Genomic DNA, 26,675 nt, shown 5'->3' on the forward strand with positions numbered 1-26,675 from the left:
CTGGCACCGTTCCAATCGGAGACTGCCATGGACACCGACCCTTCCCGCTTCCCCGTCGCCGACGACGACCCCCGCTGGCAGGCCCTGCTGCGCCGCGACCCGGCCGCCGACGGGCGTTTCGTCTATGGCGTGCGCACCACCCGGGTGTACGCCCGGCCCAGCGCCGCGACGCGCCTGCCACGGCGGGAGAATGTGGAGTTCTTCGACACGCCCGCCCAGGCCGAGGCCGCCGGTTACCGGCCGAGCCGGCGGGTGGCGGCGGACCGCAGCGCCATCGACGCGCAGTGGGCGAGCACCGTGGCGGCGGCCTGCCGCTGGATCGAGGCCGCCGAGCAGCCGCCCTCCCTGCAGGCCCTGGCCGACCGCGCCGGGCTCAGCCCTTGGCATTTCCACCGGGTGTTCAAGGCCCTGACCGGCCTCACGCCGCGGGGCTACGCCGAGGCCCGGCGGGCGCGGGCGGTGCGCGAGGGCCTGGAGGAGGGCGCCACGGTGACCGACGCCCTGTACGCCGCGGGTTTCGCCTCCAGCGGGCGCTTCTACGAGGCCTCCGACGGCATGCTGGGGATGACCCCCAGCGCCTACCGGGCCGGCGGACGCGACGCAGTGATCCACTTCGCCCTGGGCGAGTGCGCCCTGGGCGCGATCCTGGTGGCGCGCAGCGAGCGGGGTGTTTGCGCGATCCTTCTGGGGGACGACCCGGAAGCGCTGCTGCGGGAGTTGCAGGACAGCTTTCCCCGGGCCGACCTGCGTGGCGGCGAGGCGGACTTCGAGCGCCTGGTGGCCCAGGTGGTGGGCTTCGTCGAGGCGCCGGCACTGGGCCTGGCGCTGCCCCTGGACATCCGCGGCACCGCGTTCCAGCAGCGGGTCTGGCAGGCGCTGCGGGAGATTCCTGCGGGCCGCACCCTGAGCTACGCCGAGGTGGCCGCCTGCATCGGCTCGCCGCGGGCGGTAAGGGCGGTGGCCCAGGCCTGCGGGGCGAACCGCCTGGCGGTGGCGATCCCCTGCCACCGGGTGGTGCGCAGCGACGGCGGCCTGTCGGGCTATCGCTGGGGCGTGGAGCGCAAGCGGCTCCTGCTGGAACGGGAAACGCCGGACGCCCCTTAGGTTCTGTACGAAACGTGCCTGCGCTCGGTGATGCTGCGTTAAAAAACAGGCTCAGAATGCTCATTTACAGCACGTAAACTGCGCTTCTTCGCCTGTTTTTGCCTTGCCTGACCTTCGCTCGACTACTTTTCGTACAGAACCTAGGAGCCCGCGGGCCGACGGGCGCGTCGTCGCTGATCCGGCCTGGCTTGCCCAGGCGTCCCAAGTGACTGGGCTCGGGCATGGGTGGAGCCGTCAGCGGCGGAGGCTGATCGGCCGGGTTCGGAAGGCAGGCTGCCCGCCCTTCGCCGGGGTACGAAGCAGACATTTCCCGGTTGGCCGCGCGCTGTGCAGGTCGGGTCGCACAGGTCGGGCTGCGCAGGCCGGGCCGCGCAGGCCATCAGCCGAGCCCCTGGCGGCGTCATCCGCCTTCTGCCGGGCCCGTGATCCCCTTTCAGTCCGCCGTGCGTCCGGCGTGCCAGGCGGCCCGTGCCGTGGCGTCGTGGAAGCTCCAGGCGATGAAGCGGCTCTGCTTCTGGCCCTGGGCCATGGCCACGGTGCGCACCTCACAGGCGTCGACCCGGCGCAGGTGGGCCTGCATGCCGGCGACGTTGGCGGCCTTGGAGACCAGGCTGCTGAACCACAGCACCTGCCCGGCGAACGCCCTGCTCTCGGCCACCATCCGTTGCAGGAAGCCCGCCTCGCCGCCCTCGCACCAGAGTTCGGCGCCCTGGCCGCCGAAGTTCAGCACCGGCAGGCGCCGGCTGGGGTCGAGCTTGCCCAGGTTGCGCCACTTGCGCTGGCTGCCGCGGGTGGCCTCGTCGAGGGACGCGTGGAACGGCGGGTTGCAGAGGGTCAGGTCGAAGCGATCGCCGGCCTCCAGCACGCCGTCGAAGAGCCGCTCGGGGCGTGCCTGGCGGCGCAGGGCGATGGCATCGCCCAGGCCGTTGGCGGCCACCAGGGCGCGGGCCGCGTCCAGGGCCTGGGGGTCGATGTCGGCGCCGACGAAGCGCCAGCCGTAGTCGCAGTGGCCGATCAGCGGGTAGATGCAGTTGGCGCCGACACCGATGTCCAGCACCCGCACCCCGGGCCCGCGGGGGATGCCGGTGGCGCCGGCGTCCTCGCCCAGCAGGTCGGCGAGGCCGTGGAGGTAGTCGGCGCGGCCGGGGATCGGCGGGCACAGGTAGCCGGGCGGGATGTCCCAGTGGCGGATGCCGTAGTAATGGCGCAGCAGGGCGCGGTTGAAGACCTTCACCGCCTGCGGGTCGGCGAAGTCGATGCTGCGCTTGCCGTAAGGGTTGAGGATCACGTAGGCCGCCAGTTCCGGACTGCCGGCGATCAGCGCCGGGAAGTCGTAGCGGCCCTGGTGGCGGTTGCGCGGGTGCAGCGCCGCCTCCCGGGAGGCGGGCGCGGCGGGCGGCGTGGCGCGCGGGGTTCGGCCGCGGGGGCGGGACATGGCGGGCGCTCCTGGCAACGGGGCGCGCATTCTCCCACAGCCGCCCGCGGCGCTACAGCGGGAACAGCCAGGGCACCATCAGCACGGTCACCACCATCACCAGCAGGGTGAACGGCACCCCCACCTTGACGAAGTCGCCGAAGCGGTACTGGCCGGGGCCCAGCACCAGGGTGTTCACCGGCGACGACACTGGGGTCATGAAGGCGGCCGAGGAGGCCAGGGCCACGGTGAGGGCGAAGGGGTAGGGCGAGGCGCCGATCTGCTCGGCGGTGGCGATCGCCACCGGCGCCATCAGCACCGCCGTGGCGGTGTTGGAGACGAACAGGCCAATCAGCGCGGTGAGGGTGAACAGGCTGGCGAGGATCGCGTAGGGGCCGGCGTCCCCCACCAGGCCCACCAGGGCCTGCACCGCCAGCTCGATGCCGCCGGTCTTCTGCAGCGCCAGGGCGAAGGGCAGCATGCCGACGATGAGGATCAGGCTCTGCCAGTGGATCGAGCGGTAGGCGCTGTCCATGTCGAGGCAGCGGAACGCGCCCATGGCCAGGCAGGCGATCAGCGCCGCCAGCACGTTGGGCACCCAGCCGCCGATCATCAGCACCACCATCAGCCCCAGGGCCAGCAGGGCGAAGGGCGCCTGGCTGGCGGCCGGCGCCACCTCGTCGATCTCCGCCGGCAGACTCAGCACCAGGAAGTCCCGCTGCTGGGTCTGCAACTGGCGGATGGCCTTCCACGGGCCGATCACCAGCAGGGTGTCGGCGAAGCGCAGGCGCTCCTCCACCAGGTTGTCCTGCAGTGGCTCCCGTTCGCGACGCAGGCCGATCACGTTGAGCCCGTACTGGCTGCGGAAGGCCAGTTCCAGCAGGGTCTTGCCGATCAGCGTGGAGTCCGGCGGCAGGGTGACCTCGGCCATGCCCACTTCCCGGGACTGGTCGGTGAAGAAGCTGCCGCGCAGGCGCCGTGGGTCGAGGCCCAGGCGCTCGCAGAGGGCATGGGGGTCTTCCAGCGGGGCGAAGACGTCCAGCAGCAGCACGTCGCCGGCCTTGATCTCGGTGCTGGCGCCGGGGCTGAGCACCTCGCGGCCGAAGCGGTACTGGCGCTCGATGCCCACCACGTTGGCGCCGTGCAGGGTGCGCAGGTGCAGCTCCTGCAGCGGCCGGCCGATCAGGGGCGAGTCGTCGCGCACCCGCAGGCGCCGCTCGCGGCCGGCCAGGTGGTAGTCGCGCACCAGGTCGAGCAGGGTGCGGCGGCTGCGCAAAGCGTCCGCGCCGGCCGGCGGGCTGCTCAGCCAGCGCCGGGTGAGCAGCATGTAGACGACCCCCAGCAGCAGGATCGCCAGGCCGAACGGGGTCAGGCTGAAGAAGCCCAGGCCGTCGTAGCCGGCGCGGCGCAGCTCGCTGTGCACCACCAGGTTCGGCGCGGTGGCCACCAGGGTCAGCATGCCGCTGATCAGCCCCGCCACCGAGAGCGGCATCATCAGCCGGCGCGGCGACACCCGCAGGCGCGAGGCGATGCTCAGCACCACCGGGATGAAAATCGCCACCACCCCGGTGGAACTCATCACCGAGCCGAGGCCGGCGGCCGCCAGCATCAGCAGCACCAGCAGCCGGGTCTCGCTGCTGCCGGCGCGGCGCGCCAGCCAGCCGCCGAGGCGGAAGGCCACGCCGGTGCGCACCAGCCCCTCGCCGATCACGAACAGCGCGGCGATCAGCACCACGCTGGGGTCGCTGAAGCCGGCCAGGGCGTCCTGCACGTCGATCACCCCGGACAGCGGCAGGATCACCATCACCAGCACCGCCACCACGTCCATGCGCGGCCGGTTGGCGGCGAACAGCGCCACCGCCACGGCCAGCAGCGTCAATACCCAGATCAGTTGCGGGTTCATCGGGTCCTCGGGGCGTCAACGGTAGCCCAGGCTGTCACGGATAGCCCAGCGTGTCCTTGATGCGCGGCAACTGCGCGGCGACCCAGGCGCGGTCGATGGGGCCCCAGTCGTGGATGCGGTAGTGGCCGGCGTTGTTGCGGGCGCCGGCGTCCTGCTCGAAGCGGCAGTCGATGTCCAGCTCGGCGAGGGCGGCCAGGGTGTCCTGGGCGGTGCGCCGGGGCATCCCGGTGGCGTCCATCAAGGCGGGGACGGTGGCGGCGCCGCCGCTGTCGATCAGCCAGGCGACGTAGAGGCGGCGGTAGAAACTGGTGCGGGTCTTGCTGATTTCCATGGGAATCCTCCGGGGCGCCGCGGCACGGCCATCGGGCCGGGAGGATAGCAGCCACGGCCGGCGTGGCCAGCCCGGGCGGGCCCAGGCGCCCGGCGTCATCTGGTATAAGGTCGCCCGTCCGATCGAAATGCCGGCCCCTGAGAGGTCAGCCGCTCCGGCACCGGACGCCCGCTGGGATATACAAGGAACCCTCATGCTTTCTGCGCGCAACGCTACCTGCCTGGGGCTGGCTGCCCTGTTCGCCCTCGGCCTCCTGCACGTCGCCCTCTACTGGTTCTACCAGCCGGACGACGCCTTCATCTACGCGGTCTACGTGAAGAACTGGGTGGCCGGGAACGGGATGACCTTCAACGGCGAACGGGTCGAAGGGTTCTCCAGCGTCAGCTGGACCTGGCTCAGCGCCCTGCTCGCCCGGTGCGGCGCGGAGCCGCTGCAGGCGGCCAAGGCCCTGGGCCTGGCCAGCTACCTGGCGACGGCGGCCCTGCTGCTGCATCTCCACCGGCGCTTCGAGGGCAGCGTCCAGGCGGGGCCGCGCCTGGCCCTGCTGGCGATGTTCGTGGCCTTCCCGCTGCTGGCGCTGTGGGCGCCCGCCGCCATGGAGGGGATCTTCTTCGCCCTGCTGCTGGTGGCCAGCTGCTACGCCTGCTTCCTGGCTGGCGAGACCGGCCGGGTGCGCCACTTCGCGCTGGCCGGCCTGGTCTTCGGCGGCCTGGCGCTGACCCGCCCGGAGGGCGGGGCGTTCTTCGGCGCGCTCCTGGTGTACGCCGCCAGCCGCGCACTGCGGGGGCGCCCGGTGTCCGCGCGCGGGCTGCTGGCGGCGGCCCTGGTGTTCGCCGGGGTGCTGGGCCTGCTGCTGCTCTGGCGCTACCGGCTGTTCGGCGAGCTGCTGCCCACCACGGTGTCGGCGAAGACCGGCGACCTCGCCACCCAGGTCGCCGAAGGCCTGCGCTACGTGACCCGCTTCGCCACCGACTACGGCTACCTGCTGCTGCCCTACCTGGCGGCCACCGCACTGCTGCTGCGCCGGGGCGGTAACCCGGGCTGGTGGGCCTGGATCGTCTTCATCCACGTCGGCGGGTACCTCGCGTTCAACCTGCTGGTGGGCGGCGACTGGATGATCGGCTACCGCTTCCTGATGCCGGTGGCGCCGCTGATGATCGGCATCTGTGCCCTGGCCCTGACCGGGTTGCCGCGGGCCGCCGGCCTGCTGGCCGTGGCGTTCGTCGGCTATTCCCTCTGGCTCTCCACCCAGCTGTACGCCGAGGCCCGCACCGAGCGGATGGCCACCGAGTGGGACGTGGTCATGGGCAAGCGCATCGCCGAGATGGCGCTGCCGCCCGACAGCCGTATCGCCGTGGTGGACGCCGGCGCCATCCCCTATTACTCCGGCCTGCCGACCATCGACATGGTGGGCCTGAACAACCGGCACATTTCCCAGCTGCCAGGCGGCTTCATGCAGAAGTGGGACAACGACTACGTGCTGTCCCTGGCGCCCCGGGTCATCCAGCTGCACACCTACCGGGAGCCGTCCACCGACGAGGTGCTGCCCTCGCCGGACTTCCGCGGCAGCCAGCTGTTGTTCTACACCCAGGCCTTCCAGCGCTGGTACGACCTCGACCCGGCCTCGTACATCCCCCACCTGTTCGTGCGCCGAGCCACGCCGCGGCCGGCGGGCGAGGGGCGGTTCGCCTTCGAGGCCGACGGGCAACTGAGCGCCGACCGCTCCAGCCTGCGCCTGCGGCTGAAAAAGACCGGCGCCGAGAGCTGGACCCGGCTGATCGACGACCCGCACACCGTGGGCTGGCAGGTGAGCGTGGTGGATAACGCCGGGGCCGACATGCGCCATGTCTTCCTCCCCCTGGACCGGCCGCTCGCCCAGGGCGAGACCGTCACCGTCGATGTGCCCCTGGCGGCCGTGGGCGAGGGCGCCTACCGGGTGCTGGCCTGCCCCATGTTCAACCCCACCGTGCGCTTCCCCCAGTGCAACGACGGCTTCGCCGTGGACCTGCCCCTGGGCGGGGGCGAGGCGGCGGTGTCGGGCACCCTGGGCTTCGCCGACCCGCGCCTGAGTTTCCAGAACTGGTCCACCCCGGAACCCACCCACCGCTGGACCCTGGGCACGGCGTCGGAACTGGCCTTCGGGGTGCAGGACGTAGCGGCCCTGAAGGGCGAGCTGGGCCTGGAACTGACGGCCCTCGGGCAGCAGGCCGTCGAGCTGTGGCTCAACGATATCCGGGTCTTCAGCGGCTCGGTCGACGGCGAGCAGCGCATCGACCTGCAGCACGTGCCCTACCGGGAAGGCCGCAACGTGGTGCGCATCCTGACCCCGGACGCCCGCGCGCCCAACGTCGCCGACGAGCGCATGCTGGGCGTCGCGCTGCGGACGATCCGTATCGAATGAGGCCGGCGGCCAGCTGCAGGCGGCCAGCTGCGGGCGGCTAGCTGCGGATGGCCACCCGCAAGCGGCTTAGCGACGGGCGACCGGCTCCGGTGGCCCGCGGCGCGGTGTCTTTCGGCTGACAGGAAACCAGGCCCGCCGCCGGCGGGCCTGGTTCGTTCGGGCGATCGCCCCAGCGGCTGGCCTGCGTTGACCGGGCGTCGTCGACCGTGAGCGGCTGGGCGCCCGCGCGCGAGTTCAGCCGCGGCTGGCGCAGCGGGCCGCGCGGCGGCGCAGAGTCCGGTGGCGGCTGGCGAACAGCAGGCGCAGGAACAGCCTCACCAGGGGAGCCGGCAGCCGCGGCTCGACGCTGAGTCGGTCCACCAGGCGCACGCCGTCCGCCACCGGCTCCAGGTGGCGGGCATGGCGCCACAGGCGCATGCCGGTCATGGGCGACTGTTCGACGAAGCCCTGGCGGGCGTCCATCGCCAGCAGCGTCAGCCGCGAGGTCCCCAGGGGCAGCAGGCCCAGCAGCCACAGCCAACTGGTGAACACGGGCTGCCCCGGCACCACCGGCACGTCCTCCAGGTTGCGGACGCCGCGGGGCACGCTCATCCACAGCCAGGGGCGCATTTCCTCCCGCAGGTGGCGCACGTCGGTGATCCAGCGCCAGGCGATGTCCGGCGTGGTGGGCAGGGTGGATTCAAAACGCAGCTCGATCATGGTGGCACCGTGCAGAAAAAAGCCCGCGGGAGGGGGCTTCTTCGTTTACAGGTTGGCGATCTTCTCGCGCTGCTCGGCCAGCTTGCCCAAGGCCAGCTCGGCCTCCAGCAGCTTGGCGCGCTCCTTGTCGATCACCTCGGCGGGGGCCTTGGCGACGAAGGCCTCGTTGCCCAGCTTGCCGCCGACCCGCTTGACCTCGCCGTCCAGGCGGGCGATCTCCTTGTCCAGGCGCGCCAGCTCGGCGCCCTTGTCGATCAGCCCGGCCATGGGCACCAGCACCTGCATGTCGCCCACCAGGGCGGTGGCGGACATGGGCGCGTCCTCGCCGGTGCCCAGCACCCGCACCGACTCCAGCTTGGCCAGCTTGGCCAGCAGCGGCTCGAAGCTGCCCAGGCGCCGGCGGTCGGCGTCGCTGGCGTTGCCCAGCACCACGTCGATGCGCTTGGCCATGGAGATGTTCATCTCACCGCGGATCTGCCGTACCCCCAGCATGAAGGTCTTCACCCACTCGATGTCGCCTTCGGCGGCGGCATCCACCTTGCCCTGGTCGGCCACCGGCCAGGGTTGCAGCATCAGGGTGTCGCCCTGCTGCCCGGCCTGGGCCTTGATCCGCTGCCAGATTTCCTCGGTGATGAACGGCATGAACGGGTGCGCCAGGCGCAGGATGACTTCCAGCACCCGCACCAGGGTGCGGCGGGTGCCGCGCTGGCGTTCCAGGGGCGCGTTGTCGTCCCACAGCACCGGTTTCACCAGCTCCAAGTACCAGGCGCAGTATTCGTCCCAGACGAATTCGTAGAGGGCCTGGGTGGCCAGGTCGAAGCGGAAGGCATCCAGGTGGCGGGTGACGTCCTGCTCGCAGCGCTGCAGGGCGGAGAGGATCCAGCGGTCCACGGCGGACAGCTCCACCGCGGCGTCGCCCGTGGCGCCGGTGTCCCGGCCGTCGGTGTTCTCGATGACGAAGTTGGCGGCGTTCCACAGCTTGTTGCAGAAGTTGCGGTAGCCCTCGACCCGGCCCATGTCGAACTTCACGTCGCGGCCGGTAGTGGCCAGGGACAGGAAGGTGAAACGCAGGGCGTCGGTGCCGTAGCTGGCGATGCCCTCGGGGAATTCGGCGCGGGTCTGCTTGGCGATCTTCTCGGCCAGCTTGGGCTGCATCATGCCGCTGGTGCGCTTGGCCACCAGGGATTCCAGGTCGATGCCGTCGACGATGTCCAGGGGGTCCAGCACGTTGCCCTTGGACTTGGACATCTTCTGCCCCTGGCCGTCGCGGATCAGGCCGTGGACGTAGACCGTCTTGAACGGGATCTGCCCGGTCAGGTGGGTGGACAGCATGATCATCCGGGCGACCCAGAAGAAGATGATGTCGAAGCCGGTGACCAGCACGTCGGTGGGGTGGAAGGTCTTGAGCAGGTCGGTCTGCTGCGGCCAGCCGAGGGTGGAGAAGGTCCACAGGCCGGAGCTGAACCAGGTGTCCAGCACGTCCTCGTCCTGGCGCAATGCCGCCTCGCCCAGGCCATGCTTGCGCCGTACCTCGGCCTCGTCACGGCCGACGTAGACGTTGCCCGCTTCGTCGTACCAGGCCGGAATGCGGTGGCCCCACCAGAGCTGGCGGCTGATGCACCAGTCCTGGATGTCGCGCATCCAGCTGAAGTACATGTTCTCGTACTGCTTGGGCACGAACTGGATCTCGCCGCTCTCCACCGCCGCGATGGCCTTCTCCGCCAGGGGCTGGGTGGAGACGTACCACTGGTCGGTGAGCCAGGGCTCGATGATCGTGCCGGAGCGGTCGCCCTTGGGCACCTTGAGGGCGTGGTCGTCGATCTTCTCCAGCAGGCCGGCGGCCTCGAAGGCGGCGACGATGCGTGTGCGCGCCTCGAAGCGGTCGAGGCCGGCGTAGTCCGCCGGGATGCCCGCCTGCAGGGCGTGGTCGACGCTGCCGTCGAGGGTGAACACCTGGGCGCTGGCCAGCACCGCGGCGTTCTTGTCGAAGATGTTGATCAGCGGCAGGGCATGGCGCTTGCCCACTTCGTAGTCGTTGAAGTCGTGGGCCGGGGTGATCTTCACGCAGCCGGTGCCGAACGACGGGTCGCAGTAGTCGTCGCCGACGATGGGGATGCGCCGGCCCACCAGGGGCAGCTCGACGAAGGTGCCGATCAGCGCCTTGTAGCGCTCGTCCTCCGGGTGCACCGCCACCGCGGCGTCGCCCAGCATGGTTTCCGGGCGGGTGGTGGCGACCACCAGGTAGTCCTTGCCGTCCGCGGTGCGGGCGCCGTCCGCCAGCGGGTAGCGCAGGTGCCAGAGGGAGCCCTTCTCGTCATGGCTCTCCACTTCCAGGTCGGAAATGGCGGTGTGCAGCTTGGTGTCCCAGTTCACCAGGCGCTTGCCGCGGTAGATCAGGCCGTCTTCGTGCAGCCGAACGAAGGCTTCCTTCACCGCCTCGGAGAGGCCGTCGTCCATGGTGAAGCGCTCCCGCGACCAGTCCACCGAGGAGCCCAGGCGACGGATCTGCCGGGTGATGGTGCCGCCGGACTCGCCCTTCCATTCCCAGACCTTCTTCAGGAACTGCTCGCGGCCGAGGTCGTGGCGGCTGACGCCCTGGGCGGCCAGTTGGCGCTCCACCACCATCTGGGTGGCGATGCCGGCGTGGTCGGTGCCCGGCTGCCACAGGGTGTTGCGGCCCTGCATGCGGCGGAAGCGGATCAGCGCGTCCATGATGGCGTTGTTGAAGCCGTGGCCCATGTGCAGGCTGCCGGTGACGTTCGGCGGCGGGATCATGATGGTGTAGGGCTCGCCGGAGCCCTGGGGAGCGAAGTAGCCACGGCTCTCCCAGGTCTGGTACCAGGAGGTCTCGAGGGCGTGGGGCTGGTAGGTCTTGTCCATGGGCGCGGATTCTTGCTGGCGGCTGATCGAAAGCGGTCGAGTATACCGGCATGGCGCGGCGGGCGGTAATCGCCACCGGCCGTCCGGGCGCCCCCCGCGAGGCGCGACAGCGGTTGATCTGCATCAACGGCGGCCCCCGCCCCATGCGGTGGAATGACCGCCTTTTCCCAGGCCTGTCAGGAGCTTATCGATGAAGAGGTTGCTGGTCGCCACCGACCTGTCCGCTCGCTCGGAGTGCGCGATCCTGCGCGCCGCGCGCCTGGTCCGGGATTTCGGCTGCGACTGGACGCTGTTGCACGTGGTGGACGAGGACTACCCGGAGCCCCTGCTGGAGCGGGAGGTGGCGCAGATCACCGACATGCTGCTGGCGCGGGTGGACCGCCTGGGCGAGCTGTGCGGGCGCACCCCCCGGGTGGCGGTGGCCACCGGCGACGCCGAGCGCTGCATCCTCGACATGGGCACCGAGCTGGACGCCGACCTGGTGCTGCTGGGCCCGCACCGGCCCAGTTCGGCGCGGGAGCTGTTCATCGGCACCACCGGCGAGCGGATCATCCGCAGCGCGCGGCTGCCGGTGCTGCGGGTGGGTGGCCCGGCGGACCGTGACTACCGCCGCCTGCTATTGGCCCTGGACCTGTCGCCCACCTCCGCCCAGGCCCTGCGCCGCAGCCGCGAGCTGGGCCTGCCGTCCCACTACGAGCCCCACGTGGTGTATGCCTTCGAGCCGTTCGCCAAGGGTTTCATGCAGTACGCCGGGGTCGCGCCGTCGAAGATGGATGCCCACGTCGCCGAGACCGAGCGGCGCGCCCGGGAGGCGCTGCAGCGGTTTCTCGCCGAGGAAGAAGTGCTGTTCCCCCGCGAGCGGCTGCGGGTGACGGAAGGGGCGCCGCTGGACGTGATGCGGCGCCATTGCCAGGAGCTGCAGCCGGACCTGCTGGTGATCGGCACCCACGGGCACCTGAGCCTGAAGAAGAAGATGCTCGGCACGGTGGCCACCGCGCTGCTGCGGGAATTCCCCTGCGACATCCTCACCGTGCCCCACGCCTGAGGCGGTTCAGGCTGCCTCGGCGACTTCCTCGGGTACGGGCACGGGCGCCAGCCCCAGGGCTTCGGCGATGGCGGCGCGCGCCTGGCGCGCCAGCTGGTTGCGCGGCACCCCGGCGGCGGCCAGGGGCGGCAGCAGGTGGATGTCCACCTCGCCAGGGTCGGCGTCGAACACCCGCAGCAGGTGGCTCACCAGGTCGTCATCGCCGATGAAGGGCGCCAGAGGGTCCGGCGCACCCGCGCGCCGGTAGCGGATCGCCACTGGTTGCACGCGGCAGCCGGTATCCGCCGCGCAGGCCATCAGCCGCCCATGGAACGGGCGCAGCGCCTGGCCGTCGGTGGTGGTGCCTTCCGGGAACACCAGCAGCGGCCGTCCCCGGCGCAACTGCGCCGCCAACTGGCGGCCCAGCTGACCGCTGTCGCCGGCGCCGCGGCGGATGAACAGCGTGCCGCCGCACTGGGCCAGCCAGCCGGCCAGGGGCCAGGCCCGCACCTCGGCCTTGGACAGGAAAGCCAGCGGCGCCAGCGCGCCCAGCAGCGGGATGTCGGTCCAGGACACGTGGTTGGCCACCCACAGCATCGGCTCGGCGCCAGGCTGGCCGTGGACCCGTACGCGGAACGGCAGACAGCCCGCCAGGCGCGCGAGGAACCAGCGGGTCAGGCGTGGGCGCACCTGGCGCGGTCGGCCCAGGCGCTCCAGAGGGCCGACCGCCACGGCCAGGACGACCCCCAGCCCCAGCACCGCCAGCAGCCGCGCCAGGCGCAGTACGCGCCGTAGCCGCCTCACACCGCGGCCTTGAAGTGCCGGGCGTAGCGCGGGCACAGCTCGTCGCGCTTGAGCAGGATGAACACGTCGGCCACCTGGAAATCCGGGTCCCAGCAGGGTTCGCCGCAGATCTTCGCGCCCAGGCGCATGTAGGCCTTGAGCAGCGGCGGCAGCTCGGCGCTGAGGTTGTCCGGCAGGTGCAGCGCCGGCAGCGGGTTCCTCGGCTCGGCGCGCAGGTGCTCGGTGCACAGGTGGCGTTCCCGCAGGCGCTGCATGATCGCCTGGGCCTGGATGCCGCCGTCGCGCATGGGGATGCTCGCGCAGCCCATGAGGTAGCGGTAGCCGCCACGGTTCAGGGCGTCCGCCAATTCGCCCCAGAGCACCGCAATGGTGGCGCCGTTGCGGTAGTCCGGCTCGACGCAGGTGCGGCCGATCTCCAGCACCGGGCCCTGCAGGTGGGCGAGCCCGTGCAGGCTGAATTCCTCTTCGCTGTAGAAGCGCCCGAGGCTGGCGGCGGCGTGGTGGTCCAGCAGCCGGGTGGTGGCCACCAGGTCGCCGCTGTCCAGGTCGCGCACGCCGATGTGGGCGCAGTGGGGATCGTAGTCGTCCATGTCGAGGCCGAACTCGGCACCCTGCAGGCGGGCGTCGAACTCCCGGCTGAACACCCGGTAGCGCAGGGCCTGGGCCTCGCGCAGCGCGGCGATGTCCTCCAGGCGCTCGGCGCGCAGGCGGCGTGGGCGCTTTTCCGGTCGAAGGGCGACGTCGTGGGTGAGGGCGATCTGGGTCATGAGGGCCTCCAGTGGCCGGCGCGGTTCCGGTTGCGGTCGGTCGGGCTCGTTGTGCAAGCTGGAGGCTAGGCCGACCCGGTGTCAGCGCCGTGACGCCGCCGTGATGCTTGTGTGACAGTGACCGCCCGCCCCGACGAGGACCTTTCCCATGCCCTGGCACACCCTGCTCGGCCCCCTGCAACGCCTGGAACCGGCGGCCCTCGACGACTGGTACGCAGCGTTGCTGGCCCGGGCCGACGAGCCGCCGCAGCCCCTGGCCCTGGCGATCCTCGGCGGGCGCCTGGCGGCGACGCCGGGGCTGGCGTTCTTCGCCGGCTACCAGGGCGCGCTGCGGGCCCTGTGGCCGTCGGCGCCGGCCAGCCCCGGGGCCTTCTGCATCACCGAGAACCGCAGCCTGCGCCCGGCCGACCTGGGCACCCGCCTCGACCATTTGAGCCTGGTGGGGCGCAAGGACTTCGTCAGCGCCGCCGGGGCGGCCGACTGGCTGCTGGTGGCGGCCCGGGAAGAGGCGGACGGGGAGGCGCCGCGGCTGGCCCTGCGCGTGGTGGGCAACGGCGACCCCGGGGTGCGCCTGGAACCGTTGCCGGCGTTGCCCCTGGTGCCCGATGTCGGCCGTGCCCGGCTGCACCTGGACGGCGCCCCCTGCGAGCGCCTGCCCGGCGACGGCTGGGCCGACTACGCGCGGCCGTTCCGCACCCTGGAAGACCTCCACGTGCTGGCGGCGCTAAGCGCCTGGCTGTACGGCATCGGCCTCGACCAGGCCTGGCCGGAGGCGCTGCGCCTGCGCCTCGCCGGCCTGCTGGCGGGCTGCGCCGAGGTCGCCCGGCAGTGCCCGTCGGCGGCCGCGGGCCACTGGTTGCTGGCCGGCCTGTTCGCCCAGTTCGAGGCCTTGCACGAGCCCCTCGAGGCGGCCCTGGCCGGCACCCCAGGGCCCTGGTCGGCGCTCTGGCAACGCGACCGCGGCATCCTCGGGCTCGCCGGCAGTGCCCGCGCCCGGCGCCTGGACAAGGCCCGCACGGCCCTCGGCCTCGGCTGAGCGGCGCGACCGGGCGGTCGCCGACTTGATCCAGGTCAGTGCGGCAACTCGCCGCCCCCGTTAACGTCGGCGCATTTTCAGAGAGGGCCGCCATGCGCCGGGAACCCATCGTGCTGTTCGAAAACGGCACCCATCAATGCCTCATGTTCGATGACCTGGTCAGCGGCGACGGCGTGCAATCCAACCAGTTCCTGATCGTCGACCACGACCAGCACCTGCTGCTGGACCCGGGCGGCGACCTGACCTACACGCCGTTGTCCCTGGAGCTGTCCAAGCACATCAACGTGCAGGAGCTGACCTACATCTTCGCCAGCCACCAGGACCCGGACATCATCGCCTCCCTGGACAAGTGGCTGCTGCACACCCGCGCCAAGGTGATCTGCTCCAAGCTGTGGGCGCGCTTCCTGCCGCACCTCACCGCCAGCTACCTGGCCATCAGCCACGGCATCTCCACCTACGACCGCATCATTGCGCTGCCCGACCGCGGCCAGAGCATTCCCCTGGGTCGCTCCGCCCTCAAGGCGGTGCCGGCGCATTTCCTTCACTCGGTGGGCAACTTCCAGCTCTACGACCCCGTCAGCAAGATTCTCTTCTCCGGGGACATGGGCGCATCCCTGGTGGACGACGCCACGCCGGTGGCCGACTTCACCGAGCACCTGCCGCACATGGCCGGCTTCCACCGCCGCTACATGGCCAGCAACAAGGTTTGCCGGCTGTGGGTGGCCATGGTGCGCAAGATGGACGTGGCGATGATCGTGCCGCAGCACGGCCGGCCGTTCGTCGGGCCGGCGATGATCGGGGCATTCCTCGACTGGATCGAGAACCTCGAGTGCGGCCTCGACCTGATGGGCCCCGAGGACTACCAGCTGCCGCGTTGAGGCGCCTGCCGAGGGTGGGCAAGGGCGGTCGGGGCGGTTATCGTTCCGCCCTTGTCGTTTCACCCGCGAGGGCCCGATGTCCCGGCTGTATCCCTTTTTCCTGCTTCTCTGCGCGGCGTTGCCGGTCCAGGCCGACTGGTACCTGGACAACGAATCGTCGCGCCTGTCGTTCATCTCCAGCAAGCAGGGCAACCTCTCCGAAGTCCACCGCTTCCTCACCCTGCACGGCAAGATCGACGCGGCCGGCCAGGCGCAGCTGCGCATCCAGCTGGACTCGGTGCTCACCGGCATCCCGCTGCGCGACCAGCGCCTGCGGCAGATGCTCTTCGAGGTGGCCCGCCACCCCGAGGCGATCGTCTCGGCGCGCCTCGACCCCGGTCCCATCACCGGGCTCGCCCCCGGCGCCCAGCAGGAGCTGCGCCTGCCCCTGACCCTGGCCCTGCACGGGCGCACCCACCACTTCATCGCGGAGCTGCTGGCGACCCGCCTGGACGACCATCGCTTCCAGGTTGTGACCCTCTCGCCCCTGGTGCTGCAGGCGGCCGACTTCGACCTACTGCCGGGCCTCGAGCGCCTGCGGGAGAGCGCCGGCCTGACCCTCATCAGCCCGTCGGTGCCGGTCAGCGCCGTGCTGATCTTCGAAGAACGCTGAGCCCATGGGCCGCATCTTCCCCTGGCAGGACGGCAACCGCTTCACCCTGCTGGTCGACGGTCCGCGCTTCTTCCCGCGCATGCTGGCGGCCATCGCCGGCGCCCAGCGGCAGGTGGCCCTGGAGCTGTACCTGGTGGAGAGCGGCCAGTGCAGCGAGGCGCTGGCGGACGCCCTGTGCGCCGCCGCCGCGCGCGGGGTGAAGGTCCGCTGCCTGTTCGACGGCTTCGGCAGCCTGCGCCTGGGCACTGCGCCGCGGGCCCGGCTGGCCGCCGCCGGGGTGCAGCTGCAGGCCTACAACCCGGTGCGCTGGCGGCGCGGCCTGAACAACCTGTACCGCGACCACCGCAAGCTGCTGGTGGTGGACGACCGTGTGGCCTTCGTCGGCGGCGCCGGCTCCACCGACGAGTTCTGGCAGCCGGCGGCGGACGCCAGCGCCTGGCACGAGGTGATGGTGGAGATGGAAGGGCCGCTGGTGGCCCACTGGCAGGTGCTGTTCAACGTGCAGTGGCTGGCCAGCCTCGACCGCCACCCGTGGAAACCCGAGGAAGCCCCCGGCCTGGCGCACCTGCCGCCGCGGCCGCCGGCGGGGCAGGGCCTGGGCCGGGTCGCCTACGCCGATGCGCGCCAGCACCAGGACATCGTGCAGTCGCTGATGCGCAGCCTGAAGCGGGCGCGCCAGCGGGTCTGGCTGGCCACGCCGTACTTCCTGCCCAGCTGGAAGGTCCGCCGCGCGCTGATCCGCGCCGCCCGCCGGGGCGTCGACGTGCGCCTGCTGCTCACCAGCCGGCGCACCGACCACGCGCCGGTGCGCTTCGCCGGCCAGCGCTATTATCCGCGGCTGCTCAAGGCCGGGGTGCGGATCTTCGAGTACCAGCCGCGCTTCCTGCACTTGAAGATGGTGCTGGCCGACGATTGGGTCAGCCTCGGCTCGTGCAACTTCGACCACTGGAACCTGCGCTTCAACCTGGAAGCGAACCTGGAGGCGGTGGACCCGGCCCTGACCGGCGCAGTGGCCGACTGCTTCGGCGACGACTTCGCCCTGAGCCGCGAGATCACCCTGGCCGACTGGCGCGCGCGGCCGTTGCTCAAGCGTTTCTACCAGCGCCTGTGGGGCTCACTGGACCGCTGGGTGGTGGACCTGCTGAACCGGCGCAGCTGAGCCGCCTCTGTAGTAGGGGGCTGTTACCCGCGCCGCCGGCCGGCGGCGGATACTGCCGCGACACCCGTTTCCCGAGGAGACCAAGATGGCCGCGAAAACGATTCTCATGCTGGTGGGCGACTACGTCGAGGACTACGAGACCATGGTGCCGTTCCAGGCCCTGGGCATGGTGGGGCACACCGTCCACGCCGTCTGCCCGGACAAGCGCGCCGGCGACACCGTGCGCACCGCCATCCACGACTTCGAGGGCGAGCAGACCTACAGCGAGAAGCCGGGCCACCGCTTCGCCCTGAACCACGACTTCGACGGCGTGCGCGCCGAGGACTACGACGCCCTGGTGATCCCCGGTGGCCGCGCGCCGGAATACCTGCGCCTGAACGAGGCAGTGCTGGCCCTGGTGCGGGACTTCGACGCCGCCGGCAAGCCGATCGCCGCGGTCTGCCACGGCGCCCAGCTGCTGGCGGCCGCCGGCGTGTTGCGCGGCCGCGCCTGCAGCGCCTACCCGGCCTGCGCGCCGGAAGTGCGCCTGGCGGGCGGCGAGTACGTGGACATCCCGGTGGACCAGGCCCACGTCCAGGGCAACCTGGTCAGCGCCCCGGCCTGGCCGGCCCATCCCGCCTGGCTGGCGGCGTTCCTGCGCCTGCTGGGCACCCGCATCGAACCCTGATGCCCACGGGGCGGCCGGGCGCCGCCCCTTCCACACCGCTGCGGAGCGCCACCCATGTGCGAGCTGTACGTCAAGGCCGACCCGATCCTCTACGAGTCCCGCTCGCGCTCCCTGCGCCTGCGCGGGGTGGTCACCACGCTGCGCCTGGAGAACCAGTTCTGGGACATCCTGCGGGAGATCGCCGAGGTGGACGGGATGACCGTCAACCAGCTGATCGGCAAGCTCTACGACGAAGTCATGGACTACCGCGGCGAGGTGGTGAACTTCGCGTCGTTCCTGCGGGTGAGCTGCACCCGCTACCTGGGCCAGCGCCGCGCCGGCGTGCCGGCCCGGGTGGTGCCGCTGCACGGCTAGACGGCATCCGGTGCCGGTCGCCCCGGTGAGGCTTTTCCGCCGCGCTCCGGCTAAGCTGGAGGCTCTTCCGTTTCGCTGACGCAGGGCCCCGTGATCTTCAAGCTGCCCACCACCGCCACGGCGCCGTTCTGCCCGTCGGCGGTCAACCAGACCGTCGCCATCCCCGCCAACGCACCCCTCTGGCGCAAGCTGCTGCTGTACGCCGGGCCCGGCCTGCTGGTGTCGGTGGGCTACATGGACCCGGGCAACTGGGCCACGGCCATCGAGGCTGGCTCACGCTTCGGCTACGCGTTGCTGTTCGTCGCGGTGTTCGCCAGCCTCGCCGGCATGCTCCTGCAGAACCTCTGCTCGCGCCTGGGCATCGCCAGCGGCCGCGACCTGGCGCAGCTGTCCCGGGAGCGCTACCGGCCCGGGGTGGCGCGGGGGCTGTGGCTGCTGGCGGAGTTGTCCATCGTCGCCACCGACCTGGCGGAGGTGCTGGGCGCGGCGCTGGCGTTCCACCTGCTGCTGGGGGTGTCCATCACCACTGGGGTGCTGCTGACGGCCTTCGACACCCTGCTGGTGCTGGTGCTGCAGGGGGCCAACTTCCGCCGCCTGGAGGCCATCGTGCTGGCGCTGATCGCCACCATCGGCGGCTGCTTCTTCGTCGAGCTGTTGCTGGTCAAACCCCACTGGCCGGACGTGGCCGCCGGCCTGAAACCCTCCTGGGAGGTGCTGAGCAGCCAGGAGCCGCTGTACCTGGCCATCGGTATCCTCGGCGCCACCGTGATGCCCCATAACCTCTACCTGCATTCCTCGGTGGTACAGACCCGGGTCTCCGACGGCTCCGAGCAGGCCCGGCGCACGGCGATCCGCTTCGCCCGGCTGGACACCCTGGCCTCGCTGTCCCTCGCGCTGCTGGTGAACGGCTCGATCATCGTCCTGGCGGCCGCGGCCTTCCACGGCAGCGGCCACCAGGACACGGTGGAAATCCAGGACGCCTACCACCTGCTGGACCCCCTGGTGGGCGGCACCCTGGCCAGCCTGCTGTTCGGCATCGCGCTGCTGGCGTCCGGGCAGAGTTCCACCTTCACCGGCACCATCGCCGGGCAGGTGGTGATGGAAGGCTTCCTGCAGGCGAAGATCCCCTGCTGGCAGCGGCGCCTGATCACCCGCGCCCTGGCCTTGCTGCCGGCCCTGGTGGGCGTGCTCTGGCTGGGCGAGCGGGCGGTGGGCAGCCTGCTGGTGCTGAGCCAGGTAGTGCTCAGCCTGCAACTGCCGTTCGCCCTCTGGCCGCTGATCCGCTTCAGCAGCGACCGCCAGCTCATGGGCCCCTTCGCCAACGGTCGCCTGGTGGCCGCCCTGGCCTGGGCGCTGTTCGCCCTGATCAGCCTGGCCAACCTCAGCCTGCTGTATTTCTGGGTTAGCTGACGAAAACGGCCTGGCCCGTCTGGCTGAACGCCTCGCCCGGGCACTGCGGTCTTCGGCCTGACGGCTTTTCGGTTCGTGTCTTCGACCCCAAACCGAGCGACAGCCGTGAAAGGGGAAATGAAAAAGCCCGGCAGGGCCGGGCTTTTTCGTGTCGCGGGTCGTGGCGGTTACTGCACTTCCACCGCCAGGTTCTCGGCGATCTTCTTCTGCCAGATGGCCGGGCCGGTGATGTGCACCGACTCGCCCTGGGTGTCTACGGCCACGGTCACCGGCATGTCCTTCACCTCGAACTCGTAGATGGCTTCCATGCCTAGTTCGGCGAAGGCCAGGGTCTTCGACGCCTTGATGGCCTGGGCCACCAGGTAAGCGGCGCCGCCCACGGCCATCAGGTAGACGGCCTTGTTGTCGCGGATCGCCTCGATGGCGATGGGGCCGCGCTCGGACTTGCCGATCATGCCCAGCAGGCCGGTCTGTTCGAGGATCTGCCGGGTGAACTTGTCCATCCGGGTGGCGGTGGTGGGGCCGGCGGGGCCGACCACTTCGTCGCCCACCGGGTCGACCGGCCCGACGTAGTAGATGAAGCGGCCCTTGAGGTCCACCGGCAGCGGCTCGCCCTTGTTGAGCATGTCCACCATGCGCTTGTGGGCGGCGTCGCGGCCGGTGAGCATCTTGCCGTTGAGCAGCAGGGTCTCGCCCGGTTTCCAGCTCTGCACCTCTTCCGGGGTCACGGTATCCAGGTTCACCCGGCGCGCGGACGGGCCGGCTTCCCAGACGATCTCCGGGTAGGCGTCCAGGGACGGCGCCTCCAGGACGGCCGGGCCGGAGCCGTCGAGGATGAAGTGGGCGTGGCGGGTGGCGGCGCAGTTGGGGATCATGCACACCGGCAGCGAGGCGGCGTGGGTCGGGTAGTCCTTGATCTTCACGTCCAGCACGGTGGTCAGGCCGCCCAGGCCCTGGGCGCCGATGCCTAGCTGGTTGACCTTCTCGAACAGTTCCAGGCGCAGTTCCTCGATGCGGTTCTGCGGGCCGCGGGCCTTCAGCTCGTGGATGTCGATCTCGTCCATCAGGACTTCCTTGGCCATCACCGCGGCCTTCTCCGCGGTGCCACCGATGCCGATGCCCAGCATGCCCGGCGGGCACCAGCCGGCGCCCATGGTCGGCACGGTCTTGAGCACCCAGTCGACGATGGAGTCGGACGGGTTGAGCATGGCCATCTTAGACTTGTTCTCCGAGCCGCCGCCCTTGGCCGCGACGTCCACCTCGACGGTGTTGCCGGGGACGATGGCGTAGTGGATCACCGCCGGGGTGTTGTCCTTGGTGTTCCGGCGGGCGCCCGCCGGGTCGGCCAGGATCGAGGCGCGCAGGACGTTCTCCGGCAGGTTGTAGGCGCGGCGCACGCCCTCGTTGATCATGTCTTCCAGGCTCAGGGTGGCGCCGTCCCAGCGCACGTCCATGCCCACCTTGACGAAGACCGTGACGATGCCGGTGTCCTGGCAGATCGGGCGATGGCCGGTGGCGCACATACGCGAGTTGATCAGGATCTGCGCCATGGAATCGCGGGCCGCCGGGGACTCCTCGCGCAGGTAGGCCTCGTGCATGGCCTGGATGAAGTCCACGGGGTGGTAATAGGAGATGAACTGCAGGGCGTCGGCGACGCTCTGGATGAGGTCATCCTGCTTGATCACGGTCATGGGGGCGCTCCTCTTCGAACGGGAACCTCTAGGAAACGCCGGACGCCCGGCGCGCTTTCGATGAAAAAAAGCGCGGCAGTATAGCGCGCCGGCCGGCCCCTCGGCACCCGCGCGGGCGGCCACGACCGGACGAACAGAGCCTAGGCATTTTCCGGACACCTAGGTAGAGTGGCGGCGAGGTGCCAGTACGGGACGGAGCCCCATGAGCACAGGAAGCCCGCGATCCTCTCCGCGCGCCTTGCAGAAGCTGCTGCTCAAGCGCTTCGCCATGGCCTGCGCCACCTATGCCCTGGTCCTTTCGCTGACCTGGGTAGCCTTGTTCTGCGATCTCTACCGTGCCTCGCTGGACACCGCCCTGGTCAGCAGCGGCCTGGTGGTGCTCAGCCAGTTGGGTTTCCTGCTGATGTTCTGCAGCGGCCTCAACCGCCAGTGCCGCGACCCGAGCCTGGCCGAGGCGCAGATGCTGGTGGCCCTGGCCTGGCTGGTCTACCTGCTGTCGGTGCTGGACAACGCCCGCGGCACCCTGCTGGTGTTCTACGCGCTGATCATGCTGTTCGGCGTGTTCCAACTGAAGTCCCGGGGCTTCGTGCGCTGTGCCGCCTTCGCCTTCTTCACCTTCACCGGCCTGAACCTGTGGGAGGCCTACCACCTGCAGCTGGCGGACCCCGGCCTGGCGCTGCTGCAGGTCTGCGTGCTGTTCGTTCTGCTGGTCTGGCTGGGGCTGTTCGCCAAGTACCTGCACGACATGCGCCAGCGCATGCGACAGCGCCGCTTCGCCCTGCAGGCCCACCAGGACACCTTGCGCGGCATGATGCGCCAGCTGGAGGACCTGGTAGCCACCGACGAGCTCACCGGGCTGTTCAACCGCCGGCATTTCCTGCGCCTGGCGGGCCTGGCGGTGGAGGACCTGACCCTGGGCCGCCAGCACGGTCTCGCGCTGATCGACCTGGACCACTTCAAGCGCATCAACGATGCCCACGGCCATGCCGCCGGCGACCGCGTGCTGCAGACCTTCGCCTCGGTGGCGCGGGCCTGCCTGCGGGAAGGCGATGTGCTGGCCCGCTACGGGGGCGAGGAATTCGTGCTGCTGCTGCCGGACTGCGAGGCCGACCGCCTGGCCGCCTGCTGCGAGCGGCTGCGGGACGCCTTCGCCCATGCCGAGCCGGTGGGGCTGCGGCTGGACGGACTCAGCCTGTCCGCCGGGATGACCCTGCTGGAGCCCGGCGAACACCTGGACGATGCCCTGCAGCGGGCCGACCAGGCCCTCTACCGGGCCAAGCGCAGTGGCCGCAACCGCTGCGAGGCCGCCTGGGAATACTAAGTGGGCCCGCCGCGCGCCCGTCGATCCCGGCCGGAGGGCCGCCTCTCGACGGCGAGGGCCTCCCGCGCCTAGGCTGCGCGATCTTCTCCCGACGATGCCCCGAACATGAGCGTTTCCGACGATTCCCCTGCCGACCCGGGCTGGCCGCGGCTCGCCGTGGGCGCGCGCCGCTGGCCGGTGGCGCCGGGCACGCTGCTGCTGGATGCGCTGAATCGGGCCGGCCTGGGTATCCCCTACAGCTGCCGTGCCGGCGCCTGCCAGGCCTGCTTGGTGCAGTGCCTGGAAGGCATGCCGGAGGATGTCCTGCCGGGCCTTCCGGACCCCGCGCGGCGCGCGGCCGGATGGCGGCTGGCCTGCCAGTGCCGGGTGGTGGGCGACCTGCGGGTGGCGGACCATGATCCCGCTCGCGACGGCCTGCCCGCCCAGGTGCTGGCGGTCGACTGGCTGGCGCCCTCGGTCCTGCGCCTGCGTCTTCGCCCGCAGCGACCGCTGCGCTACGCCGCCGGCCAGCACCTGCTGGTGTGGAACGACGAGGGGCAGGCCCGGCCGTACTCCCTGGCCAGCCTGCCCGGGGAGGACGACCGGCTGGAATTCCACCTGGATTGCCGGCACGACGGCGGTTTCACCCGCCGGGCCCGCCTGCTGCGGCCGGGCGACACCCTGCGTGTGGGGCCGCCCCTGGGCGGTGGCCTGCGCTACGAGGCGGACTGGCAGGATGCGCCGCTGTGGCTGCTGGCCGCCGGCGCCGGCCTGGCGCCCCTCTGGAGCGTGCTGCGGGAGGCCTTGCGCCAGGGGCACCGGGGGCCGATCCGCCTGCTGCACCTGGCGCGTCCGGGCGAGCACTACCTGGGCGAACCCCTGCGCCAGCTCGCCGCCTCGCATCCCCATGTGCAGGTCGAGCTGCCGGAGACCGACGCGCTGCAGACCGTCCTGGCCGGGCTTCGCATCGTTCCCCGCCCGACCCGCGCCTTGCTCTGCGGCTCCCTGGCCTTCGTCGACGACCTGTCGCGCCGCCTGTACATGGCCGGCCTGCCACGCACCCAGTTGCTCACCGAGGCGTTCCTGCCACGGGTCGAGTGACCGGTCGGGGGCCGGGGCCAATGGTCGGGGTCGGAGGGGCAGGGCAGGGGGATGGCATGCATCGCCATTCTGGCGAACCCCGGGGGGCTTGCGGCTTTCGGCCCGGGACTTCGATATCGAACCGGCGGGGGCTGGCATTGGATGCTCATGAGGCAGATTCCCCGAGTCGTTCCAACCAACCGACGCCGGTGGTCCAGTCCTCACTCGCCGTCGTCCCGAAGGCCGGCCATGGTCTACGCCACGGTCACCAAAGCGTGAAGGCTCAGCGCCGCTCCCCAGGCATGAACGGAAACCCCGCGGTGACGGAGGCTTCATTTCAGGGCTCACTTCTGGTACAAAGGCACCCGTCCAAGCGGGCGTCGTATAATGGCATTACCTGAGCTTCCCAAGCTCATGACGAGGGTTCTTATTGGACACGCCACTTTGGTGCACCGCCGAGACGAGATAAGCGGGTATAGTTGAATGGTACAACTATTGCTTCCCAAGCAATCGGTGAGGGTTCGATTCCCTCTACCCGCTCCACCTTCCAGCCAGTGTTTCCGGGCCCTCTAGGGAATCCCCCAATCCCAGAACCCCCATCACAACCTCTCCCTCCAGCATCCAAGTCCCCACCCTAGCCCTACCAAAAAGCCGCCTTGAGTCACCAAGTTTTGGTGCACCGTCGACGCCGTCCGAAATGACGAGCCAACCAGCAGACCTCCAGCTTGCTGCCACCCAATAAATCCCAAAAGGCTCATCCGCCTCCTCCCACGCCCCCCCAAACCGTGACGGCGCCCGGTTGGTGATTAGTAAATCTTCTGAGGTCAATCAAGCAATCGCCACCTTGGTTGGCAATGTCCTGGCAACCTATCTCCCCAGCGTCATCGCGCTAATTGGGAGCATGTGAAGAGATGGATAGCCTGGTACTCGAACTGCAGCGTGACGTGCTTGATCGCTCGATTCACATCACTGATCTATTACGTAAAGCACTGCTGGTCTCACGAAAGCTCAAAATCTCAGACATTGAAGAATGGCTGAGCGACGAGCTGAATGGATACAACGGCAAATCGGTACCGAGCTATCGGACTCTCACTGGCGAGCTTAAAGGCTTCAACCCATATAGAGGTTGGATACCGATGATGCTTGGTGACGACATCAACGACATGATCAGTGTCACGCCCATCCACGACTCAGTGAGCCAAATCATCGATCTGGTCGAACGATCTGATGGCGGCAGCGTGATGATCAAGTTTCCTCAGGACATGAGCATGACCATCATGCGGATGATCGGGCGGGACATTGAACCTGCTCTGCACATCCCCGTGCACCAGCTCGTGCGCATTGTCGACGTCACCAAGACAAAGATTCTCGACTTCGCGCTGGATCTGGAAACTCGCGGGATACTGGGTGAAGGAATCCGGTTCAGCAAAGCTGAGGAGCAGCTTGCTCAGTCGATCACATACCACACCATCAATATCGAACGGATGGACAACTCCAAGATCCATCAGGCTTCCGATGGATCAAACCAGTCCCGGTAATCACGAGACTGGTCAATCAGGGCGCCTGTAAACCCCGATGCTGGCATCAAACGGAGATGAGGCTGAGGTTGATCGGGCAGACAATGAGCTCTGAGACGATCAACGCTCACACTAGGTGAGCTCCCAGTAGCCTTCCTCCCTCTTTCGGATGCCGGCGCGCTGATCAGGTTTGTGACGATGCCTGACGATGTAGAACAGATCCCGAAATACCTTGGAGACGTTAGCCATGTAGCTATGGCCAAGGCCAAACATGTCTTTACCGGCAGCCGACACGTCTACGGTGGATAAGTAGCGCATGACCAAGGGTGGGTTGGCATCGCCCGCCCGAGGATAGCGGTGCGCAAGTCTGGACACTGCGATCGCTCTGTCATGCCTGGAGGCGTAAAGCGTCACTTGCTCGTAGGCATCGAAGACTTTCCCAAGCTGCTTCATGCGGCTGCTGTCCACGTCTGGAGCCGCCAGGACGACTTGGTGGATGGGCGTTGTCCCGGGTGTGTGCGTCCAGCCTTCAAGCACTGACAAAAGCGCTCTATTGCCCATGCTGTGGGCAACGATATGCAAGGCTGACAAACCCAGCTCCTCCGTCACATGCCTCAGGTACTGCCTGAGATTTCCCGCTGACCAATCTACCGTTGCCTCATCCGCCGGATACGCGCCAGGCGTACCAAGTGATGCCCAGGAGAAGCAAAGCATCATGCCCGGGAACTTGAGGTCGTGACAGAGCTGCGCGGCTCGCCATAGTGCGCCATCGAAGCTGACGTTGTACCCGTGGATGAACAGCAAACCTTCTTTTCTGGACGGATCATGACCCAGTTCCAGTTTGCTCAGATACGCCTTCGCGCTTGCTAGCCACGCCTCCAGAGCCATGACCTCATTGTCATGAACAACAATGTGCTTGTTGGGGCTTCCCTTGGATTGGGTAGGCCGGAGCCAAGGTCGCTCAAGATTTCCCTCTCTGTGGATATGGGGGATGGACACATTGGCGATACCGAACGAGATCGCGTCATCGCTGCGAAAACCGCCAAGCCTCACGGTGCGTCCAGGCTCAAGTAGCCGATCTGTGCCATAGAAAATCGGATAAGTCGTGTAGTTTCGCGGCACTGGTTCCCGGCTGTAGTAGGTATTCCGAGACTGAATGACAGCGCCGTCAGGTGCAGGTTTTGGGCGTTGCAGGCGCTCGATCAAATGATCGATCTTGGCCGAAAAAACAACCGCCTCGCTGATCGCTCGCTTGAACACAGGGTGTCTGATGGTGGCCGGTACGCTAGCCACGGACGGTACGCGCGCACTTAGAAATGCCTCGGCATCGACGGCGCCATTGTCGAGGTCGATCTCATCCACATTATCTGTGAGCACTTCAAAGATGGCCTGCGGATATTTCCCTTTGATACGCGGCTGAAGCACCTCGATCAAGGTGTCAGGAGGGCAATTTCTCCAGCAGAAAATGAGTGCAGTCGAGCTGATTACACGGGAGCGAGACGCCCCAACCTCCGAGCTCAGTAGAAGGATTGCCAACGCAATCTTGAGCTCGTTCAAACTCCTTGTGGGTTGTTCCATGTGTCTGACCTTGATGAACAAGGCGG

The 26,675-nt window shown here is 69.4% G+C and carries 21 protein-coding genes, 1 tRNA gene and 1 pseudogene; 14 read left to right on the plus strand and 9 right to left on the minus strand.

Features of this window, described 5'->3' with window-relative positions; all coding sequences use genetic code 11:
* Nucleotides 1–27: 27 nt before the first annotated feature.
* Complete coding sequence (ada, locus tag FM069_RS06480; RefSeq protein ID WP_143487474.1) at nucleotides 28–1,104, plus strand: bifunctional DNA-binding transcriptional regulator/O6-methylguanine-DNA methyltransferase Ada; 1,077 nt, start codon at nucleotides 28–30, stop codon at nucleotides 1,102–1,104.
* A gap of 411 nt (nucleotides 1,105–1,515) precedes the next feature.
* Here the strand turns inward: ada and rlmF are convergent.
* The 3 genes and pseudogenes from rlmF to FM069_RS06500 all read right to left on the minus strand — a co-directional run.
* Nucleotides 1,516–2,539, minus strand: a pseudogene (gene rlmF / locus FM069_RS06490) (23S rRNA (adenine(1618)-N(6))-methyltransferase RlmF); the annotation flags it as partial.
* A gap of 52 nt (nucleotides 2,540–2,591) precedes the next feature.
* A complete protein-coding gene (locus FM069_RS06495; RefSeq protein ID WP_143487476.1) occupies nucleotides 2,592–4,421 on the minus strand; it encodes an SLC13 family permease in 1,830 nt (609 codons plus the stop codon).
* Between the two features lie 34 nt (nucleotides 4,422–4,455).
* Nucleotides 4,456–4,752, minus strand: coding sequence for a winged helix-turn-helix domain-containing protein (locus FM069_RS06500; RefSeq protein ID WP_143487477.1), 297 nt, complete (start codon nucleotides 4,750–4,752; stop codon nucleotides 4,456–4,458).
* A gap of 193 nt (nucleotides 4,753–4,945) precedes the next feature.
* Here FM069_RS06500 and FM069_RS06505 point away from each other — a divergent pair, with 193 nt between their 5' ends.
* Nucleotides 4,946–7,153 carry a hypothetical protein gene (locus tag FM069_RS06505; protein ID WP_143487478.1) on the plus strand — a complete coding sequence of 736 codons (2,208 nt, stop codon included), beginning with the start codon at nucleotides 4,946–4,948 and terminating at the stop codon, nucleotides 7,151–7,153.
* A gap of 234 nt (nucleotides 7,154–7,387) precedes the next feature.
* Here the strand turns inward: FM069_RS06505 and FM069_RS06510 are convergent, their stop codons facing one another.
* Both FM069_RS06510 and FM069_RS06515 read right to left on the minus strand, forming a co-directional pair.
* Nucleotides 7,388–7,852: a hypothetical protein gene (locus FM069_RS06510; RefSeq protein WP_143487479.1), complete on the minus strand. Its 465-nt coding sequence runs from the start codon at nucleotides 7,850–7,852 to the stop codon at nucleotides 7,388–7,390.
* A gap of 45 nt (nucleotides 7,853–7,897) precedes the next feature.
* Nucleotides 7,898–10,732 carry a valine--tRNA ligase gene (locus tag FM069_RS06515; protein WP_143487480.1) on the minus strand — a complete coding sequence of 945 codons (2,835 nt, stop codon included), beginning with the start codon at nucleotides 10,730–10,732 and terminating at the stop codon, nucleotides 7,898–7,900.
* Between the two features lie 190 nt (nucleotides 10,733–10,922).
* Between FM069_RS06515 and FM069_RS06520 the strand changes: the two genes are divergently transcribed.
* Nucleotides 10,923–11,777, plus strand: a complete 855-nt coding sequence (locus FM069_RS06520) for a universal stress protein (protein WP_143487481.1) — start codon at nucleotides 10,923–10,925, stop codon at nucleotides 11,775–11,777.
* A 6-nt stretch (nucleotides 11,778–11,783) separates the two neighbouring features.
* Here the strand turns inward: FM069_RS06520 and FM069_RS06525 are convergent, their stop codons facing one another.
* Together FM069_RS06525 and olsB are read right to left on the minus strand one after the other, a co-directional pair.
* Nucleotides 11,784–12,560, minus strand: coding sequence for a lysophospholipid acyltransferase family protein (locus FM069_RS06525; RefSeq protein WP_143487482.1), 777 nt, complete (start codon nucleotides 12,558–12,560; stop codon nucleotides 11,784–11,786).
* Entirely contained in the window at nucleotides 12,557–13,327 is a 771-nt protein-coding gene (olsB, locus tag FM069_RS06530; protein ID WP_143487483.1) for an L-ornithine N(alpha)-acyltransferase, read from the minus strand. The genes FM069_RS06525 and olsB overlap by 4 nt, the downstream gene beginning before the upstream one ends.
* Nucleotides 13,328–13,475: 148 nt before the next feature.
* Between olsB and FM069_RS06535 the strand changes: the two genes are divergently transcribed.
* The 7 genes from FM069_RS06535 to FM069_RS06565 all read left to right on the plus strand — a co-directional run bounded on the left by FM069_RS06535 (nucleotide 13,476) and on the right by FM069_RS06565 (nucleotide 19,483).
* Nucleotides 13,476–14,363, plus strand: coding sequence for an acyl-CoA dehydrogenase family protein (locus FM069_RS06535; RefSeq protein WP_143487484.1), 888 nt, complete (start codon nucleotides 13,476–13,478; stop codon nucleotides 14,361–14,363).
* A 92-nt stretch (nucleotides 14,364–14,455) separates the two neighbouring features.
* Nucleotides 14,456–15,241, plus strand: a complete 786-nt coding sequence (locus FM069_RS06540) for an oxygen-binding di-iron domain-containing protein (RefSeq protein WP_143487485.1) — start codon at nucleotides 14,456–14,458, stop codon at nucleotides 15,239–15,241.
* Nucleotides 15,242–15,317: 76 nt separating this feature from the next.
* Nucleotides 15,318–15,893 (plus strand): YceI family protein, encoded by a 576-nt coding sequence (locus FM069_RS06545; protein WP_143487486.1) that lies wholly within the window; start codon nucleotides 15,318–15,320, stop codon nucleotides 15,891–15,893.
* 4 nt (nucleotides 15,894–15,897) lie between these two features.
* The gene (locus FM069_RS06550) at nucleotides 15,898–17,052 is read left to right on the plus strand and encodes a phospholipase D-like domain-containing protein (RefSeq protein WP_143487487.1); all 1,155 of its coding nucleotides are present in this window, start codon (nucleotides 15,898–15,900) and stop codon (nucleotides 17,050–17,052) included.
* Between the two features lie 85 nt (nucleotides 17,053–17,137).
* Nucleotides 17,138–17,719: a DJ-1/PfpI family protein gene (locus FM069_RS06555; RefSeq protein WP_143487488.1), complete on the plus strand. Its 582-nt coding sequence runs from the start codon at nucleotides 17,138–17,140 to the stop codon at nucleotides 17,717–17,719.
* 54 nt (nucleotides 17,720–17,773) lie between these two features.
* The gene (locus FM069_RS06560) at nucleotides 17,774–18,073 is read left to right on the plus strand and encodes a ribbon-helix-helix domain-containing protein (protein ID WP_143487489.1); all 300 of its coding nucleotides are present in this window, start codon (nucleotides 17,774–17,776) and stop codon (nucleotides 18,071–18,073) included.
* Between the two features lie 102 nt (nucleotides 18,074–18,175).
* A complete protein-coding gene (locus tag FM069_RS06565; protein WP_233282001.1) occupies nucleotides 18,176–19,483 on the plus strand; it encodes an Nramp family divalent metal transporter in 1,308 nt (435 codons plus the stop codon).
* A 167-nt stretch (nucleotides 19,484–19,650) separates the two neighbouring features.
* On the opposite strand, the gene FM069_RS06570 is transcribed toward FM069_RS06565, so the two are convergent.
* Nucleotides 19,651–21,174: a fumarate hydratase gene (locus tag FM069_RS06570; RefSeq protein WP_143487491.1), complete on the minus strand. Its 1,524-nt coding sequence runs from the start codon at nucleotides 21,172–21,174 to the stop codon at nucleotides 19,651–19,653.
* Between the two features lie 202 nt (nucleotides 21,175–21,376).
* Here FM069_RS06570 and FM069_RS06575 point away from each other — a divergent pair, with 202 nt between their 5' ends.
* The 4 genes from FM069_RS06575 (at nucleotide 21,377) to FM069_RS06590 (ending at nucleotide 25,092) form a co-directional block, all read left to right on the plus strand.
* Entirely contained in the window at nucleotides 21,377–22,495 is a 1,119-nt protein-coding gene (locus FM069_RS06575; RefSeq protein WP_143487492.1) for a GGDEF domain-containing protein, read from the plus strand.
* Nucleotides 22,496–22,600: 105 nt separating this feature from the next.
* Nucleotides 22,601–23,575, plus strand: coding sequence for an iron-sulfur-binding ferredoxin reductase (locus FM069_RS06580; protein WP_143487493.1), 975 nt, complete (start codon nucleotides 22,601–22,603; stop codon nucleotides 23,573–23,575).
* Between the two features lie 448 nt (nucleotides 23,576–24,023).
* Nucleotides 24,024–24,097, plus strand: a tRNA-Gly gene (locus tag FM069_RS06585).
* 368 nt (nucleotides 24,098–24,465) lie between these two features.
* On the plus strand, nucleotides 24,466–25,092 hold the full coding sequence (locus FM069_RS06590) for an AbiTii domain-containing protein (RefSeq protein WP_143487494.1): 627 nt from the start codon (nucleotides 24,466–24,468) through the stop codon (nucleotides 25,090–25,092).
* Between the two features lie 111 nt (nucleotides 25,093–25,203).
* Here FM069_RS06590 and FM069_RS06595 read toward each other — a convergent pair whose 3' ends face one another.
* On the minus strand, nucleotides 25,204–26,649 hold the full coding sequence (locus FM069_RS06595; protein ID WP_143487495.1) for an alpha/beta hydrolase: 1,446 nt from the start codon (nucleotides 26,647–26,649) through the stop codon (nucleotides 25,204–25,206).
* Nucleotides 26,650–26,675 lie beyond the last annotated feature (26 nt).

The sequence above is a fragment of the Pseudomonas mangiferae genome (assembly GCF_007109405.1).
Classification (GTDB): domain Bacteria; phylum Pseudomonadota; class Gammaproteobacteria; order Pseudomonadales; family Pseudomonadaceae; genus Pseudomonas_T; species Pseudomonas_T mangiferae.